15 protein-coding genes and 1 pseudogene are annotated in these 17471 nt (G+C 36.3%); 13 read left to right on the top strand and 3 right to left on the bottom strand.

The window, feature by feature from the left end:
• From sufD to sufB, 3 genes are read right to left on the bottom strand one after another with little or no spacing between them, the layout of a single operon-like run.
• Positions 1–1401, bottom strand: a complete 1401-nt coding sequence (gene sufD, locus ACZOVS_RS07495; RefSeq protein WP_483996616.1) for a Fe-S cluster assembly protein SufD — start codon at positions 1399–1401, stop codon at positions 1–3.
• Positions 1402–1414: 13 nt separating this feature from the next.
• Positions 1415–2167 (bottom strand): Fe-S cluster assembly ATPase SufC, encoded by a 753-nt coding sequence (gene sufC, locus ACZOVS_RS07490; RefSeq protein WP_483996615.1) that lies wholly within the window; start codon positions 2165–2167, stop codon positions 1415–1417.
• Between the two features lie 24 nt (positions 2168–2191).
• Positions 2192–3643 (bottom strand): Fe-S cluster assembly protein SufB, encoded by a 1452-nt coding sequence (sufB, locus tag ACZOVS_RS07485; RefSeq protein ID WP_483996614.1) that lies wholly within the window; start codon positions 3641–3643, stop codon positions 2192–2194.
• A gap of 425 nt (positions 3644–4068) precedes the next feature.
• Between sufB and ACZOVS_RS07480 the strand changes: the two genes are divergently transcribed.
• From ACZOVS_RS07480 to ACZOVS_RS07420, 13 genes and pseudogenes are all read left to right on the top strand, one after another.
• Positions 4069–4410 carry a hypothetical protein gene (locus ACZOVS_RS07480; protein WP_483996613.1) on the top strand — a complete coding sequence of 114 codons (342 nt, stop codon included), beginning with the start codon at positions 4069–4071 and terminating at the stop codon, positions 4408–4410.
• Between the two features lie 604 nt (positions 4411–5014).
• Complete coding sequence (locus tag ACZOVS_RS07475) at positions 5015–6040, top strand: hypothetical protein (RefSeq protein WP_483996612.1); 1026 nt, start codon at positions 5015–5017, stop codon at positions 6038–6040.
• A complete protein-coding gene (locus ACZOVS_RS07470; protein WP_483996611.1) occupies positions 6027–7595 on the top strand; it encodes an ArnT family glycosyltransferase in 1569 nt (522 codons plus the stop codon). The genes ACZOVS_RS07475 and ACZOVS_RS07470 overlap by 14 nt, the downstream gene beginning before the upstream one ends.
• A gap of 109 nt (positions 7596–7704) precedes the next feature.
• Positions 7705–9006, top strand: a complete 1302-nt coding sequence (locus tag ACZOVS_RS07465; protein WP_483996610.1) for a DUF2851 family protein — start codon at positions 7705–7707, stop codon at positions 9004–9006.
• Between the two features lie 103 nt (positions 9007–9109).
• The gene (locus ACZOVS_RS07460; RefSeq protein WP_483996609.1) at positions 9110–9412 is read left to right on the top strand and encodes a hypothetical protein; all 303 of its coding nucleotides are present in this window, start codon (positions 9110–9112) and stop codon (positions 9410–9412) included.
• A 12-nt stretch (positions 9413–9424) separates the two neighbouring features.
• Entirely contained in the window at positions 9425–9724 is a 300-nt protein-coding gene (locus tag ACZOVS_RS07455; RefSeq protein WP_483996608.1) for a cell division protein ZapA, read from the top strand.
• Between the two features lie 251 nt (positions 9725–9975).
• Positions 9976–11535, top strand: coding sequence for a ribonuclease Y (rny, locus tag ACZOVS_RS07450; protein WP_483996662.1), 1560 nt, complete (start codon positions 9976–9978; stop codon positions 11533–11535).
• A 656-nt stretch (positions 11536–12191) separates the two neighbouring features.
• Positions 12192–12332 carry a class I lanthipeptide gene (locus ACZOVS_RS07445; RefSeq protein WP_483996607.1) on the top strand — a complete coding sequence of 47 codons (141 nt, stop codon included), beginning with the start codon at positions 12192–12194 and terminating at the stop codon, positions 12330–12332.
• 74 nt (positions 12333–12406) lie between these two features.
• Positions 12407–13672, top strand: a complete 1266-nt coding sequence (locus ACZOVS_RS07440) for a carboxypeptidase-like regulatory domain-containing protein (RefSeq protein ID WP_483996606.1) — start codon at positions 12407–12409, stop codon at positions 13670–13672.
• Between the two features lie 987 nt (positions 13673–14659).
• Positions 14660–15856: a hypothetical protein gene (locus ACZOVS_RS07435; protein ID WP_483996605.1), complete on the top strand. Its 1197-nt coding sequence runs from the start codon at positions 14660–14662 to the stop codon at positions 15854–15856.
• Between the two features lie 5 nt (positions 15857–15861).
• A pseudogene (locus tag ACZOVS_RS07430) lies at positions 15862–16203 on the top strand (cysteine peptidase family C39 domain-containing protein); the annotation flags it as partial.
• Positions 16204–16919: 716 nt separating this feature from the next.
• Entirely contained in the window at positions 16920–17174 is a 255-nt protein-coding gene (locus ACZOVS_RS07425) for a class I lanthipeptide (RefSeq protein WP_483996604.1), read from the top strand.
• A gap of 49 nt (positions 17175–17223) precedes the next feature.
• Positions 17224–17471, top strand: a 248-nt coding sequence (locus ACZOVS_RS07420) for a carboxypeptidase-like regulatory domain-containing protein (protein WP_483996603.1), incomplete at its 3' end; no start/stop codon positions are given.

Genomic DNA, 17471 nt, shown 5'->3' with positions numbered 1-17471 from the left:
TCAGATTTTACTCAAATCTATTTCAAAATTATATTCCTTAGGCATATTGCACTGGAACACGCAGGTGTCGCAACTTGACAGTTCACCTTTCAATCGACGCTTTATCATATCGTCGATGCGTTCCTGCAGTTTGTCTATTTTTATGTTGTTGCTAATCTCTGCCGCAAAGGCATACATTAGAAGCATGCGGGCGTTTGCCTTGCTGATGCCTCTTTGTCTCATGTAAAACATTGCCTCTTCATCGAGTTGTCCTATGGTAGAGCCATGAGAACATTTGACATCGTCGGCATAAATCTCCAAGAAAGGCATGGTGTTTACTTTTGCTGAAGAGGTCAGTATAATGTTGCTGTTGTTCTGATAGGCGTTAGTATGTTGAGCGTCGGGAGCTACATAAACATGACCGTTGAAAACAGCTGTCGCCTCGTCGTCGAGTATGCCCTTGAAACGTTCGTTGCTGTTGCAGTCGGGAACGTTATGATTGACTCTTATCTGATTGTCGATATGTTGTTTCTTGTCCATGAGATAAAGACCGTAAACCTGAGTGTCGGCGCCTTGTCCGTCGAGGTCAACGTGTACGTTGTTGCGTATCATGCCTCCGTTGAAACTGATAATACACGACATCAGACTGCTGTCTTTAAGCTGTTTGGTGGTGTTGCTGTTGATGAAAACAGTCTCATTGTTGAGATTTTGAAGTTTATAAGTCTCAAGATGGGCATTTTCTCCTATGACAGTCTCGGTGAATGAGTTGACGAGGCTCGCATTGTTGCTCATGGTGTCATCGCAATCCACTATGCACAGGTTGCTGTTTTCTTCCAATATTATTAGGTTGCGTGTCTGGATGAGTGGGTTGTTGACATTGTCTATCAATTTTATGATTTGTACCGGTTTCTCTGCCGTGACATTGGCAGGTACGAAGATGAAGAATCCGTCCTGCCACAAGGCGGTGTTGATGTCATAGAATCCATTGTCCTCATCAGTACGGCAGGAGCCGAAATATTTGTCGAACAGGTCCGGATGTTGTATCATGGCGGCTCTGCTGCTTCCAATAATGATGCCGTTGTCGAGAGTTCTCAAGATGTTGTCGTCAGCCAAACGTCCGTTATACATTGTAATCACCTCAGTGTCGAAGTCTTGAATAACGCAACAGAAGTCTTTCCTGTCATGTGATGGCTGTTCTTCATACAGTTGATATGATTCTGACAGGTTTTCTATGATTTTAGAGTTGCGCCAGCGTTCCATTTTGCGTGTAGGGAAGCCGTTTTGTGAGAAATGTTCCAAAGCCTCATTTCTCAGTGTCGTCACTTTGGCTGTATCTTCGCCGGCTTTTCTTTTCAACAGTTCGTCGCCATAATCGAGGATTCTGCGTTTTAAGGTCTCCGGTATGTTATCTGTGTTATCCATTATTATCATTTTATTATCCCATTAGACCCTTAACCCATTCGTAGCCTTTTGCCTCGAGTTCTAAAGCGAGGTTTTTGTCGCCCGATTTTACTATACGGCCGTCGTACATCACATGAACGAAATCCGGAACTATATAGTCGAGAAGACGTTGGTAGTGAGTGATGACAATGAAAGCATTGTCGTTAGTATGTAGCTGATTTACGCCATTGGCGACAATACGCAGGGCGTCGATGTCAAGACCGGAGTCTGTCTCATCCAATATGGCAAGTTGTGGCTCGAGCATCGCCATCTGGAATATTTCGTTCTTTTTCTTCTCTCCTCCGGAGAATCCGACATTGACGAATCTGTTTTGTAACTTGTCCGTTATTTCCACCATTGCTTGTTTCTCTTTCATTGTCTTGAGAAAATCAACCATGGAGACGGGAGGAAGTCCCTGATATTCGCGTTTGGCGTTGATAGCGGTACGCATGAAGTTCTGTATGCTGACACCGGGTATTTCTACAGGATATTGGAAACTGAGGAATATACCTTCGTTGGCTCTTTCTTCAGCAGACATGTCAATAATATTCTTGCCCTTATACCATATCTCTCCTTCAGTTATCTCATAGCCTTCTCTGCCGGTGATGGCTGCTGCCAGGGTGCTTTTCCCGGTGCCGTTGGGACCCATTATGGCATGTATCTCGCCCGCATTGACATCCAAATTAAATCCCTTTAATATTTCTTTGCCTCCTATCGAGACGTGTAAATTCTTGATGCTAAATAACATAATGCCTTTATTTTTAATATTTTATTATCCTACACTGCCTTCTAATGTAATAGATAACAGTTTTTGTGCTTCAACAGCAAATTCCATAGGCAGTTTGTTTAAAACGTCTTTTGCATATCCATTGACAATCAGACCTATGGCTTTTTCTCTGCCTATTCCTCTTTGGTTACAGTAGAACAGCTGGTCTTCAGATATCTTGGATGTAGTGGCTTCATGCTCGAGGATGCTGCTGTCGTTGCCGCATTGCACGTATGGGAAAGTGTGAGCGCCACATTTGTCGCCGAGCAACAAGGAATCGCATTGTGAGAAGTTGCGGCAGTTGGTGGCGTCCGGTGCTATGCGTACAAGTCCTCTGTAACTGTTTTGACTGTATCCTGCTGATATTCCTTTTGAGATGATGGTGCTGCGTGAGTTCTTGCCTATGTGAATCATTTTGGTACCTGTGTCTGCCTGTTGATGATTGTTGGTCACGGCGACGGAATAAAATTCACCTATGCTGTTGTCCCCTTTCAGTATGCAGCTCGGATATTTCCATGTTATGGCAGACCCGGTTTCTACCTGTGTCCATGATATTTTAGACCTGTCGCCTCGGCAGATGCCTCTTTTCGTTACAAAGTTGAAAATACCGCCTTTTCCGTCTTTGTCGCCGGGATACCAGTTTTGCACAGTAGAATATTTGACTTCTGCATCAGTCTCTGCAATAATCTCGACTATGGCTGCATGTAGCTGATTTTCATCGCGTTGTGGTGCGGTGCAGCCTTCCATGTAACTGACGTATGCACCTTCGTCGGCAACGATGAGTGTCCTCTCAAATTGCCCCGTGTTGGCAGCATTGATACGGAAATATGTCGATAACTCTATTGGGCATCTCACGCCTTTAGGGATGTAACAGAATGAGCCGTCGCTGAAAACGGCGGAGTTCAATGCAGCAAAGAAGTTGTCGGTATGAGGCACAACAGTACCTAAATATTTCTTTACCAATTCCGGGTGTTGTTTTACTGCCTCGTTGAACGACATGAAGATAATGCCGTATTTGGTAAGAGTGTCTTGAAATGTCGTCTTTACCGAAGTGCTGTCCATAACTGCATCTACTGCAACGCCGGAAAGTCTTTTCTGTTCGTCCAACGAGATGCCTAACTTGTTGAAAGTGTCAAGTAACTCCGGATCTACTTCGTCCAAACTTTGCAGTTCTTTGCGTTTTTTGGGAGCAGCATAATAGATGATGTCTTGATAATCAATATGAGGAATGTCAAGATGTGCCCAATCAGGCTGTTTAAGAGTTAACCAGTGTCTGTATGCCTTCAAACGAAATTCCAATAACCATTCCGGCTCTCCTTTTTTCTTCGAAATGAGTCTTACAATATCTTCATTCAGTCCCTTAGGAATGAATTCGGTTTCAATGTCAGTAACAAAACCAAATTCATAATCCTTGTTGGTAACTTCTTCTATTATATTCCCTTTTGGATTTGAATCCATGCTTTTTGTTTTTTTTGATTAAATGCAAAGATACACCTTTTATTAATACGCTATGCCTTTTTTTGAATAAAATGAATGTAAAAACCTTTTATAAGATTGTGTTTTCATAATATGCAGCACGTACTGTAATTCGTGTATATATGTATAAAAACAAATTGGTTTTATGATACTGTCCCAAAAAGTGTATAAAATTTTACACACTTTTTGAAACACTACCTATTTGTCAAATGATACAATATGGATATAGAATTTGCCAAGTAAATTATTCTAAATCTCAAACACGTGTTTCTCTCTCAGAAAAAATTAAATATTATCTGGCAAGGCAGAGAGCCGTTGAGTTATCGGAATTTGAGGTAAAACATTCCATGCAAACTAACTTCACATTAGTCAATCAGAGGTAAATAGATTTGTTCAAGCAATATTATGTGTTCGTTGGGTTTTCATTGGATGGTAATAATATAGTCAATGATTTCCATCGTGTATTTTACCAATGGGAACGGAACTCTGATATGATAATGGAAAAATTGAGTTTGTGCAGAGAACACGGTTTAAGTATTGGCTGCATTGTAGTGGGTGGTAAGAAACATATAGTACATATTCTGGAATTGTATAATTTCTTATCGGAAAGCAATCTGAACTTCAAATTCAATCCCATCTTTTTAGCGGGAAAAGCCGTCAATAATGCGGACAAATACAGCGTAACATCTGGAATATGTAACTATGGCAATAGAATTGTTCGATTGTGGTTTTACGATAAAGAACATTGAATTACAAAATCTAAATTTGTATGGATTGCAAGTAATCTTGTAACCAAACATACCGCGGGTTATATGTCAGGACAAATTGTCATTATAATTTTCTTGCCATAACGCCTATCGGAGACGTTATGTCTAACGGTCGTTTTTGTGATAATAGTTTTAATCAATATTCATACAACAATCTCCAGACGAAAGCTTGTTTGGATTTTGTCTATGGTAAATAAAAGTGATAGTTATAAACGATATTATAATATTGAGAATAGTACATGTTCCAAGTGTGAATTTTTTTTATAATTTGTCATGGTGGTTGCATACATGAGGCTTTTTAAAATTTCGGAGATTTTAAATCAAAAACTTTCTTGTGTTCTGCAAACAAGAAAAATTTTGCTTATATTTTCTACACTGAAAGAAACGGAGATTAGTGTGTGAATTTTTATAAAAAAGTGTTTTATTATTAAAAATTAATTATCAATAAGTATAACAATCTGCCGAAATCCATTAATTGTTTTATGCTTTTTCCCGAAATTCATCGATTTTTTCATGTCTTGCAATTTTAAACCTATTTTTAAGTTATTAAGGATAAATTGTTAATTTTGTGAAATAATTTTTTTAGATGAAGAATAAAAAAGGCATAGCGTTTTACCTTGTCAGGGTTTTGTTGGGAATTGCAATTCTTGTGATACTGTCTTTTTTGATATTATATCTCTCGGTTCCTTCCTACAGATTTGAAGACCCTGTGGCATTTCACGGAGGTTTTATTTATAATCCTTATAAATCTGATAAGGATAATTGGCATTATTATGACTTCAGATCTGATACCATTGATGAACAGGGCTTTGATGTCTGTGAATATGGTTATGGATTATCTAAGACACGTTATCTGTGTATTGGAACTAAAGATAAACGTAAGATAGATTATCCTTTCTTTCAAAATATTCATTATAAACAATTTAACATCGATGAATTGCAAAAAAAATGTCGTTTTGCAGTGCCGGCATATATTGATAAGGGTTTTAAATTAAGGGAAATGCGATATCTTTCCCATTACAGGCTTTTAGAGGTGTTAAATGCTGACTGTCAAGCTGTTAACTATTGGGATGAGGCGTTGTCTCATGGTGTTAGAGTCAATATATTAGCTTCTTGCGGCAATAATGCTGAAGATGTTAAATATGTTACCGTGGTTAATGCTGAAGAAGTTGACAGCGTATATGCGGCTTTAGAGTCAGGTGATAGTTATGCATTTGCTTATCAAAGAGATATAAAAGACTTGCCGGCGTTGGACTTTGTTCATCTTGATGGAGATACAGTGACGCTTCAGGTTTCGGAGAAAGCCGCTGTGATACGTTTTGTTGGACAAAACGGAGTGGTGAGAGACAGTGTCGTTAATAGTGAGACAGCGTCATATTGTTTTGCTCCGGATGATACATATATTCGTGCCGAATTGGTCTTTGATGATGGTACTGTTATGTATCTCAATGCTTTGTTGAGACATCCGTATCAATATTATTTCGATCCCAACATGGCTGTTGTCATGAAAGGAAGGACAATGCTGATGCGGGTGGTTTATATTGTTGCATTGATTGCATTAGGCAGGTATTTGCTGATGCGTCGTAAAAATGAGGTCGATGGTGCTGAATGATAATAAAATAAAAAAATATTTGTTGTGGCTTCTTGTCATCAGTACAGTGATAAGGGCTTTTCTTGCTGCTTTTTTCGAGTTTGGCAATGATGAGGTGTATTATTGGACTTACGCTCTTTATCCGGATTGGAGCCATTTTGATCATCCTCCCATGGTAGGTTGGGTGATGCAGCTTTTCAGTCTTAATCTGCTGTTTTCCGACGAGTTTTTCTTGCGTTTGGCATCGGTGGTGTTCATGACTATTGACACATGGCTGTTCTATCGTATAGGTAAAGAGATAAAAGATTCATTGACAGGTTTTTATGCGGCTTTGCTTTTTACAGCTTCATTGTACGGCTTTGTAATAACAGGTGTGTTTATCTTGCCCGACACTCCTTTGATGTTGTTCATGTTGTTGTCTCTTCTGTCTTTTATTCGATATTTCAAGACATCGAAAAACAAATACATGCTTCTTGGAGGTCTGTTTGCCGGTTTGTCGCTTCTTTCAAAATATTCAGCTGTCTTTATTTGGAGCGGTGTGGGTCTTTATATTTTGTTGTTTGACCGTAAACAACTGAAAAATAAATACTTGTATTTGTCGGCGTTGATTTCTGTCGTATGTCTCCTTCCTGTATTGATATGGAATATACAAAATGATTTTATCAGTTTTACATTTCATGGAGATCGTGTAAGTTTTTTCGATAAGTTGAGACCCAAATATTTTCTGACGGAGCTTGTGGGTGAGTTTTTATACAATAATCCTGTCAATTTCGTCATGATAATCATTGCATTGGTGTTGATGGCGAGGGGTAAGAGAGTCTTGAATGGCAGAGATGTCAGACTTTTGTTGACGACATGTATTCCTTTTATTGCCGTATTTTGGTTTTTCTCGTTGACACGTCCAATCTTGCCACACTGGACAGCACCGGCTTTGAGTATCATGTTGCTTTTTCCGGCTGCTGTTTTTGCAGAGAAACATAAAAACAAACAAAAAAGACCGGTACCTGTTGGAATAAAACTTTCATTGTCGCTGCTTTTGATTATTGTCGCTGTTGGTGGTGCTGAGATAAAAACAGGATTTGTCTCATTGAGATTTACAGAACGTTCCGAGACTGTACAACGTTATGGTGAAAGTGATTTTACTTTGTCGATGTATGGTTGGAAAAAGATAAGAACTCAGTTTGAAAGTATTAGAAATCAAAAGATTGAGCAAGGCATGATGAAAGAATCCGATGCCATGATAAATTTGAATTGGTATCCTTGTGCTAATTTGGATTATTATGTTGCATATCCTCTCGGCATGAAAATGCTGGCATACGGTGAACCTGTCATGATACATAAATATTTGTGGATAAATGAATACAGAGGAGGATTTAAAAAAGGCGATGATTACTGGTTCTTGACGGAAAGTTGTGATTATTATGATGTTAACAGATATTTTAAAGACTGTTTTTCTGAGATGATACCTTGTGACACCATTACTGTGGAACGTTGCGGCAAACCGGCAAAATATGTTTTTGTCTATATGCTTAAAGATTTGAAGAAAGTACCTGATGTAAATACTATGATAAAATAAGACAATAGTTAACATTCATTAACTTTTTCTGAAATTTTAAAGTTTTTTAGTTAAAAAAGTCTAAAAAAATCGAGATAATAGATAAAAAGTGATGCGGTAACAGAAAACGATGACTACTTTTGTGTACCAAAGTTTTGAAACCGTAATGAGAGAAGAGTTCATATATTATCTATGGGAAAACAGACTTCTTCGTTCTGAATTGTTTACCATTGACGGTGCTGCTGTCAAGATAATATCTCAAGGTAACAGAAATTATGATTCCGGACCGGACTATATGGATGCGAAGATACGTATTGATGGCACTTTATGGTGCGGTAATGTCGAGATTCATGTGTCGGCATCTGATTGGTACCGGCATAAGCATCATGAAGACAGTGCTTATGACAATGTGATTTTGCATGTGGTTTATAATGCCGATTGTAAAGTGGGTAATATTCCTGCAATTGAGATAAAGGGTTGTTTCGATGATGGAATTTATTGTATGTATCAGTCTTTTATAAAGTCGAAGCGATGGATTGCATGTGAGAAGATGTTACGTGATGTGCAGGCATTTACAATGTTGTCATGGTGTGAACGTTTGATTGTTGAAAGGATGGAACTGTTGGTGGCGGACATAGAGAAACATTTGAACGTCAATCATTACGATTGGGAAGAGACTTTGTATCAAAGGATTATGCACTATATGGGGTCTAAAGTCAATAATGAGGCTTTCGACAGACTCGCCATGGTGTTGCCTTTGAGGGTGTTGAGAAAACATGCCGACAATAAGGTTCAGCTGGAAGCCATGATGTTCGGATGTGCCGGTTTTTTGGAGACGGAGTTTACGGACAGTTATCCGGCATTGCTGAAACGGGAATTTAAGGTGATGAAATCCAAATTCGGATTGTTGACTATGCCTGTCAGTTATTGGAAAAAGTTTCGTATGAGACCGAGCAGTTTTCCGACTGTAAGATTGGCACAGATGGCTATGGTGATACACAAGAACGACGGCATGTTTTCCAACATTATCGAGAAACATGATATCAAGGATGTAAAGACAATGTTCGACATAAGAACAAACAGTTATTGGGAAAATCATTATTATTTCGAGAAAGTGTCGGCACGAGGCTGTCGCAAAATAGGAGATACTACCGTTGACATGTTGATAATAAATGCGGTGATTCCTGTTATTTTTTGCTATGGCAAATATCATGATATGGAAGATGTCAAATGCAGGGCATTGGATTTTTTGGAAGAGATGGAAAGAGAAAACAACAAGGTGACAAGACAGTTCGAGAAAAACGGATTGATTATTGAGAGTGCGAGACAGTCGCAGGCGTTGTTGCATTTATACGACAAGTATTGCAAAAGGCGAAGATGTCTCGAATGTGTGGTATTTCATGTGATATCTTCAGATTGTAAGACAATATGAGAGAATATTTTGCAAAAAAATTGAATGTTGATAAAAAAATACTTGCGTGATGCGTCAAATATGTTTATCTTTGTGGCAAAATTCTACAGCAAACTATTGAATGATGGCAGATTTAAGTGTCACACTTTCAGAGATAGAGGTAAAAATTAGGAAACTAATAGTGGCTAAAAATCTGCTTGTCAATGAAAATAGAGAGCTTATTCAAAAGAATGAAGAGTTGACCGTGGAGCTTGAGGCTCTTCGTTCTGCGAATGTGGAATTAAGGGATAAATTAAATAAAATAGTTATTGTTAACGCACTCGGGAACGAGAAAGAAATAGAAGAAAGCAGGCAAGTAATTAAAGCATTGGTTAAAGAGATAGATCAATGTATCAAGATATTGAATGCAGAACAAGAGGAAACCTAAATATATGGTGGTATGGATGCGACTCAGAAGATCAAGATAAATGTAGTTGTGGCGGAGCGTAGCTATCGTATTACGGTGAATAGTTCTGATGAGGAAAAAGTAAGGAAGGCGGTTGACTTGGTGAATCAAAATGTAAAACGTAACAAGGAGAATAACGTATATAGAGATTTTCAAGATTTATTGTCTATGTCATGCCTTCAGTTTGCTACTGAAAACGTGAAATATGAGGCGGATCATACTTATAGAGACCAGTGTCTTGAACAAAAGTTGGAGGAACTCAGTGCTTTGTTGGATGAAAACCTTGATTCTTAGATAAAAAGAAGTTCTTTGAAAGATTTATCTGTCTGTCCGTCGCATGATGTAAACTTAACAATTATTAACCATAATTTCGGTTGACTCATGGATGTAAAAACAAGCCTAATCCTTAATTCGTTAAGGAGCTTTATGCTAGTGGAAGTTTGCGCATCGTGGCAGCCATAAACGTGACTATCAGGGTTTACGATCCCTTTGGACAGACAGATTTTTTTCTTATCGTGAACGAGTCAAAATCGTAAGGTGAAATGATTTTACTCAGTAGTGTGATGAGTGTTGCCCTTTGTGTGGTGGGTGTGCTGTTCGGAGGAGGAATAGGTATTTTGCTCTCTACAACAGTGATGCGCAATGCTCTTTTGAAAAAAAGTAATCAAATGCTTGAAGAAGCCAAGGAAAAAGGTGAGGTGATAAAAAAAGAAAAAATTCTTCAAGCTAAGGAAAAATTCTTGCAAATGAAGGCAGATTACGAAAAAGAAACAAATGAAAAGAAACGTGATCTGCAAAAAGTTGAAAATCGTATTCAACAACAACAACAACAACTGAACCAAAAGAATGAAGACTTTCAACGTAAAGTCAACGATTTGAAAAATCAACAGCAAAATGTTGCCAACCAGTTGGAGAACATTTCCAAACGTCAGTCGGAATTAGACAAGATTCAGGAAGAACAGAAGAAACTGTTGGAGTCTTTGTCCGGTCTTTCTGCTTTAGAGGCTAAGGAACAATTAAAGGAGTTGATGAAAGATGAGGCGAAAGCTGAAGCTATGGTCATTGTGAAAGAGATAACTGAAGAAGCAAAGTTGTCTGCCAACCAGATAGCCAAAAAAGTAGTGTTGGAGACAATACAGAGAACTGCTGCTGAACATGCCATTGAGAATACTGTTTCGGTATTCAATATCGAGAATGACGAGATAAAAGGTCGTATCATCGGTCGTGAAGGTCGTAATATCAGAGCGTTGGAGTCTCTCACCGGCGTGGAAATCATCATTGATGACAGTCCGGACGCGATTTTATTGTCAGGTTTCGACCCAATACGCCGGGAGATAGCTCGTCTGTCGCTTCAAAAACTTGTCACTGACGGTCGTATCCATCCCGCCCGTATTGAAGAGGTTGTCAAGAAAGTGGAGAAACAAATTGAACAGGAGATTATAGAGACGGGTAAATGTACGGTGATAGACCTCGGCATACATAATATCAATGCCGAGTTGATTAAAATGATAGGCAGAATGAAATATCGTTCTTCTTATGGTCAGAATCTGTTGCAACACTCGATAGAAGTGGCAAAATTAAGTGCTACCATGGCGGCAGAATTAGGTCTTAACCCCAAAACAGCCAAACGTGCCGGCTTGCTTCACGATATTGGCAAGGTCGCCGATAATGAGGAAGAGCTGCCTCATGCCATTCTCGGTATGAAAACAGCGGAGAAGTTTAAAGAAAAGCCGGATGTGTGCAATGCCATAGGCGCTCACCATGATGAGATAGAAATGGAATCGCTGATAGCTCCTATAGTACAGGTGTGTGACGCCATATCAGGTGCACGCCCGGGTGCGAGACGAGAAGTGGTGGAGGCTTATATTCAACGTCTTAACAAATTGGAAGAGATGGCTCTCTCTTATCCTGGCGTCGTCAAGACTTATGCTATTCAAGCCGGTCGTGAACTTCGCGTCATTGTAGGTGCCGACAAGGTGAGCGATGCCGATGCCGATAAGATAGCATACGACTTGTCAAAGCAAATTCAAACGGAAATGACATATCCGGGACAAATTAAAATTACTGTAATACGTGAAACTCGGGCTGTAAGTTTTGCTAAATAAATATAAAAATTTTTTCATTATTTTTTCGAGACCGTCTCAAGACGGTCTTTTTTTTGTAGTTTGTCGTTCTTAAAAATTATCATCGCTGTCCGGTAAATTAGTTATTTGGATGTTTTATATATGATTTATTATTTATGACACAAATATTATTTTTCAACGTATTATAGAGACGCTAAATTATGAGTCTTTACGTGTAAAAACGTATTGGATATCATCGGAATCCGACAAAATATTATAAATTGATTGAATAGTAATATGAAAGCATAAAACATCTTACAGTTTGGTTTATTGGCATGAAAGTCTGATTTTTAAAGCATTGAAGAGGAACTTATAAGTTTTATAGAGTCATAATGAAAAAACATCTTATTTTCTTGACATGATGTAAAAATTTTTCTAAAATTGCAAAGACAAACAAATCCCGAATCGCACATGAAAACTAAACGGAAATACATTCTGTAAAGTCTCCGCAATAAAAATTGTGTCGCCGTTTGTGGAGACGACGACAAATAATAAGAAGTGAAACAAAACTGGCAACACAATGAAAACCAAAACTTTATTTTATTTTTGCCGTTGTGAAGATAATAAAAAACGGAACACCAAGAGATGTAAGTTTATTTTGTAAAATGATAATAATAACAAATATAATAGCTATAGAAATGGACAAGAAAGTAAAATTAAGTTTGAACAAGACTATGGTATCTCGTTTACAAAATAATGAACAAAACAGTATTTGGGGAGGAACTGCTCCGGCGACATGGTGGATTCTACGGAAGCCCCGGTTGTCCATCAATCTGTGATGAGATAGAAACATGTAAAACTCAAATGTCAGGATGCGTATAATGTATCCTGCCGTTATTAAAAAAATCATCCTATGAAAAGAATAGTATTATTAATCTCTTTAATGATTTTGTTTTCAACAATTTCAATATTTGCCCAGAACCTTACGACAATTTACGGAAATGTAGGAGTGGAGAATGCCAACATTCGGGTGTTGAACACACAATACGGCACGAGCAGCGACGTCAAAGGTAATTATTCGTTTTCAATAAAATCGGATAAAGATATAGAACTTCTGTATTCATGCATCGGCTATCAGGATACGACAATCATGGTTCGTCATAAAGAACTCAAAAAGGATTCTGTCAACATCAGTTTTGAGATGCGTCCGGTTTATTACATGCTTTCTGAAGTCGGAATATCAGGAGAAAAGGTAATCCGATACAGAGAAGAAAAGTATGTAATGACGGATTTTGAAATAACAAACGACAGATTCTACATTCTTCAACGCAGAAACGGCTCTTTAAAAGATTATCGCATCTTGCTTACGGACATGATGTTCAACGCATTGGATACCATAGACATCAAATTGAATACCTCGGTTGAAATGATGTTCAAGGACTGCATGAACAACTGTCACATAATAACAGCCGACAGTGTATATCAGATAGTTGAAAAAGGTAACGAATATACGGTGGCATTCCCGACGGAAAGGAACAAATTCATCAACGTGATGGGAAACTGTCTGTTTGTCACCGACAATTGGATTTACACAAAAAAGATAGATAAAACAGGATACAATGAAATTTATTATAGAGTGAATTTAAACGACCGAAAAGCCGAAACCGTCTTCCGTAATATTGATACCAAATCACATAAGAACTATGCATACGAATATAATTTTCATAAAGAATTTATAGAATTTGTCGGCGCAGCCTATAGTGGTCCGTCCCCTGAAGACTGGGGTGTTTTTCTGAAGACTGCATGGCTTCATCCCAAGTCGTCATATTTGGGATTTTACGAGGATACTTTAATATATTTCAATCATGTAAAGTCTGTGATAGAAATGTATGACGAGGATTTGAATCTGTTGAACAGTTGCGATATAACATATCCGAAAGATGAGGATTTCTGGAGATATACGATATATCAGGACAGAGTTTTCAATAAATTCTACACTGTTTTCGGAGAGACACTCAACGAAATTGATGTAAAGACCGGAAAGACATATCCCAAAACATCAGTAAATCAATGGATGAGTCAAAGGGTGATAGTATATAAAGGAGCAGTTTATGTTTTGAAAAGGAGCATGGACTCAAGTAATAAATGGATTTCGTATATAGACAGGATACAACTTTAGATTTGTGATATAATCCAAGTCATAAAAATCATGAACAAAACGGAAACAGATAAAAAACTGGTACAGATAGCAAATACCTTTTGCAATGAAAATTTCATAAACACCAAAACAAAAAATTTTCTTGGCGATAATTCCGGCACAGTCTGATTATAAAGACAAGATGCATGAAATGTTGAAAAAAACATGAAAATGTATCCTGAATGTATCCTGTCATATAAATTAAACAAGTTTAGTGTTGGCTGAAAAATGAATAAAATTTAATGGATTTTTTAAATTGGTATTATCCGATAAAAGTATGAGAAATAAGAATCAAGGTGCGAAATATCATAAATAAACTCAAGCCATTGGATTATCATTGCATTACTGTCGGATGTATTATAATAAATCATTGAATATCAATATAGAAACATAAAACATCTTACAGTTTGGTTTATTGGAATGTAAATCTGATTTTTAAAGTATGAAAATGGAACTTATAAGTTTTATAAGTCTTAATGAAAAAACATCTTGTTTTCTTGACATGATGTAAAAATTGTATTAAAATTGCAAAGAAGAATAAATACCGAATCGCACATGAAAACTAAACGGAAATACATTCTGCAAAGTCTCCATAATAAGTTGCCGTTTGTGGAGACGATGACAAACAAGAAATGAAGCAGAAAAGGCAACACAATGAAAACCAAAACCGTTTTTTATCATCGACACTCATTGACAAAGAAAGTAAATCATTATGAAACATTTGAATGGTTGTATAATATCATTTGTTGATAAATAACTATAAAATTGTCATAAGGTGTGAATCAATCAATGAATTTTATAATTAATACAAGTTCGACTTAGAAACTATTATGAAAACTTTTGACAAAGTAGATAAAATATCAATTAAATTTTAATAATATGAAAAAAATATATATTGTTTTATTATTTGTTGTCGTCAATATATGTGTAAATTGTAAGAATAACACAGGACAAGACAAAATACGATTAATGTTAGCTGAAAAATATTTTTCGGAATTAAAAGAAATATTGGATATAGATAATGGAAATCTTTGGGGTATCAATTTATATGGTCCAATAATGTTTGTTGATCCGGAAACACGAGAGGTAATAGCAAACAAGCAACCCAAAGATAGTTCTTTCACTAAAAAAGGGAATGTATATTATGGGGTTTTGCCTAAGGAGATAAATATTGCAAATACTGCAAGAGATTATAAGGATGAATTGTGGACATTCGTAAAATGGAATAATAATCTTCTCAGTGAAAAAGAAAGGAATATCTTACTTATTCATGAATGTTGGCATAGGATTCAAAGTCAAATAGGATTGCCTCCATGTTTTTCAAATAATTACCATTTAGATGAACCGGAAGGAGCCATATTGTTTAAAATAGAACTAATGGCATTATTACAGGCTATTCAAAAAGAAGAAACGGATGACATAATTAAAGATGTTAGAAATGCTTTGATAGTGAGACAAAAAAGACAAATGTTGTTTCCGGATAACAATGAAAATATATATGAATGTCATGAAGGATTGGCGGAATATACAGCATTGAAGTTATATTACAACAATAAACCTGAGAAAGATATTGTAATTCGTATAACTGATAAATTGGAGAGCAATTTAAATAAGGAAGGTTACAGTAATTATTTTGCCTATCTTACAGGTCCTGCGTACGGAATGCTTTTGGATAAATTATCATCAAGCTGGACAAAAGATATATTAAATGGAAAAAGTATAATAGATGTAGTCTCCGGTTTTGTAGAAGATTTGGATAATTTGGATATGGATGATGAAATAGAGAGAATTATAGATTATTATAATATAAAAGACTTTATAAATCAGGAAAAGATAGTGTTGAATAATCTAAAGGAAGAAGAGAGGAAGATAAAAGAAGAATTTCTTGAAAGCGATTTACTAATTATTCAAAACAATAATATTAGTTTCACATACGATCCCAATGAAAAAATTATTGAAATAGATTCGCTTGGATTTATTTATAAAACAATGCGATTGTCTGGTGATTTTGGTATTATAGATGCACATAATGGTGTAATGATAACATATAATTGGGGAAATTTCATCATACCATATAAAGAAAAAGAATGTGAAATAGAGTTAAAGGATGGATATCAAATATTCGAATTTGATAAACATAAATATATGATAAGAAAAATTGAATAATATGTATGATTGCCTCATTTCCATACTACACCCGATATGATACCATGAACTGCGGTCCTGCTTGTTTGCGAATGATAGCAAAACAATATGGCAGGCATTATCGCCTGGATACACTGAGACAAAAATGTCATAACAGTCGTGAGGGGGTGAGTATGCTCGGTATAAGCGAGGCTGCAGAAAATATATGATTCAAGACACTCGGTGTTCATATCACTGCCGAACAGCTTAAAAACGATGTACCGTTGCCTTGCATAGTGCATTGGAAACAACGTCATTTTGTTGTGCTTTATAAAATACGTAAAGGTGTGTTTTATGTTGCAGACCCTGCCCACGGTCTTGTTAAATATCATTACAGTTGGATATAATTTTAAAAATTGTCCATAGTTGGATTTTTTTGTTTTTGTAATCGCAAGCAAACAAAAATGAGTTGACCTTGCAAATAAAAACAGTCTTGAATTTTATATTTTTCATTTTATTATCGGATATCGGTTGTATATCAATAAAAAAACATGAACGTAAGATTGAATTGTTAAATCTCATATGGTAGATATTTTTGGAACAAGATTCTGAAATATGAGATAAAACATTCAGGAAATACCCATTGAAATGCTGCCTGACGTTAAAAAAAGTCTGTACATGATTTTATGTAAATAATTCAATATCAATAACATAGTGTTTTATATTTTGAAAAAAATCTGTATATAAACTGTAAAGTTGTTTTTTTAAGTTTTTTTATATATTTTTGAGACATTAACCTATGAATAAAATTATATGAAGAAACATTTATTATTTTCATCTTTTGTTTCTTATATGTAAATAAAATAAAATATAAAACGAATCATGAAAAACATTTTGAAATTCATCAGGCAAAGTCTCCACAATAGAAAGTGTGCTGCCGTTTGTGGAGACTCTGACAAATAAGGTTAAGCAAAATGGCAACACAATGAAAACCAAAATCCGTTTTTTATCTTTGCCTTTGTGAAGATAATAAAAAACGGGACAGCGACAGAGATAAGTTTATTTTGTTGAATGAATTATTAAATAACATTTAATAAATAGAAAAATGAATAAGAAAATAAAGTTAAGTTTAAACAAGACTATAGTGTCTCGTTTACAAAACAATGAACAAAACAGTGTTTTTGGAGGTGCAGCTCCTACAACATGGTTGGATGGATGTTTAGAAGAAACGGAATATCCAAGATGTGTTTGGTCTGGATGTCAAGGAGGGAGACCCAGTTGTCCATCAATGTATGATGAAGTAGAAACATGTAAAACTCAAATGACAGGAGGCGCTGAATGTAATCCTACAATCAAATAATTTTATAATGGTGTATGTATATACACCATTATTTTAAAAAAATCATCCTATGAAAAGAATAGTATTATTAATCTTAATGATTTTGTTTTCAACAATTTCAATATTTGCCCAGAACCGCACTACGATTTACGGAAATGTAGGAGTGGAGAATGCCAACATTCGGATGTTGAACACACAATACGGCACGAGCAGCGACGTCAAAGGTAATTATTCGTTTTCAATAAAATCGGATAAAGATATAGAACTTCTGTATTCATGCATCGGCTATCAGGATACGACAATCATGGTTCGTCATAA

This window comes from Candidatus Limimorpha avicola (assembly GCF_056978975.1).
This window is presented reverse-complemented; position numbering and strand designations above follow the sequence as displayed.

Excerpts from the sequence above, each read along its gene's own strand:
- ACZOVS_RS07475 (WP_483996612.1), top strand. The coding sequence starts at position 5,015 with ATGAAGAATAAAAAAGGCATAGCGTTTTACCTTGTCAGGGTTTTGTTG.
- ACZOVS_RS07465 (WP_483996610.1), top strand. The coding sequence starts at position 7,705 with ATGACTACTTTTGTGTACCAAAGTTTTGAAACCGTAATGAGAGAAGAG.
- ACZOVS_RS07455 (WP_483996608.1), top strand. The coding sequence starts at position 9,425 with ATGGATGCGACTCAGAAGATCAAGATAAATGTAGTTGTGGCGGAGCGT.
- sufB (WP_483996614.1), bottom strand. The coding sequence starts at position 3,643 with ATGGATTCAAATCCAAAAGGGAATATAATAGAAGAAGTTACCAACAAG.
- ACZOVS_RS07425 (WP_483996604.1), top strand. The coding sequence starts at position 16,920 with ATGAATAAGAAAATAAAGTTAAGTTTAAACAAGACTATAGTGTCTCGT.
- ACZOVS_RS07440 (WP_483996606.1), top strand. The coding sequence starts at position 12,407 with ATGAAAAGAATAGTATTATTAATCTCTTTAATGATTTTGTTTTCAACA.
- sufC (WP_483996615.1), bottom strand. The coding sequence starts at position 2,167 with ATGTTATTTAGCATCAAGAATTTACACGTCTCGATAGGAGGCAAAGAA.
- ACZOVS_RS07470 (WP_483996611.1), top strand. The coding sequence starts at position 6,027 with ATGGTGCTGAATGATAATAAAATAAAAAAATATTTGTTGTGGCTTCTT.
- ACZOVS_RS07460 (WP_483996609.1), top strand. The coding sequence starts at position 9,110 with ATGGCAGATTTAAGTGTCACACTTTCAGAGATAGAGGTAAAAATTAGG.
- sufD (WP_483996616.1), bottom strand. The coding sequence starts at position 1,401 with ATGGATAACACAGATAACATACCGGAGACCTTAAAACGCAGAATCCTC.
- ACZOVS_RS07435 (WP_483996605.1), top strand. The coding sequence starts at position 14,660 with ATGTTAGCTGAAAAATATTTTTCGGAATTAAAAGAAATATTGGATATA.
- ACZOVS_RS07445 (WP_483996607.1), top strand. The coding sequence starts at position 12,192 with ATGGACAAGAAAGTAAAATTAAGTTTGAACAAGACTATGGTATCTCGT.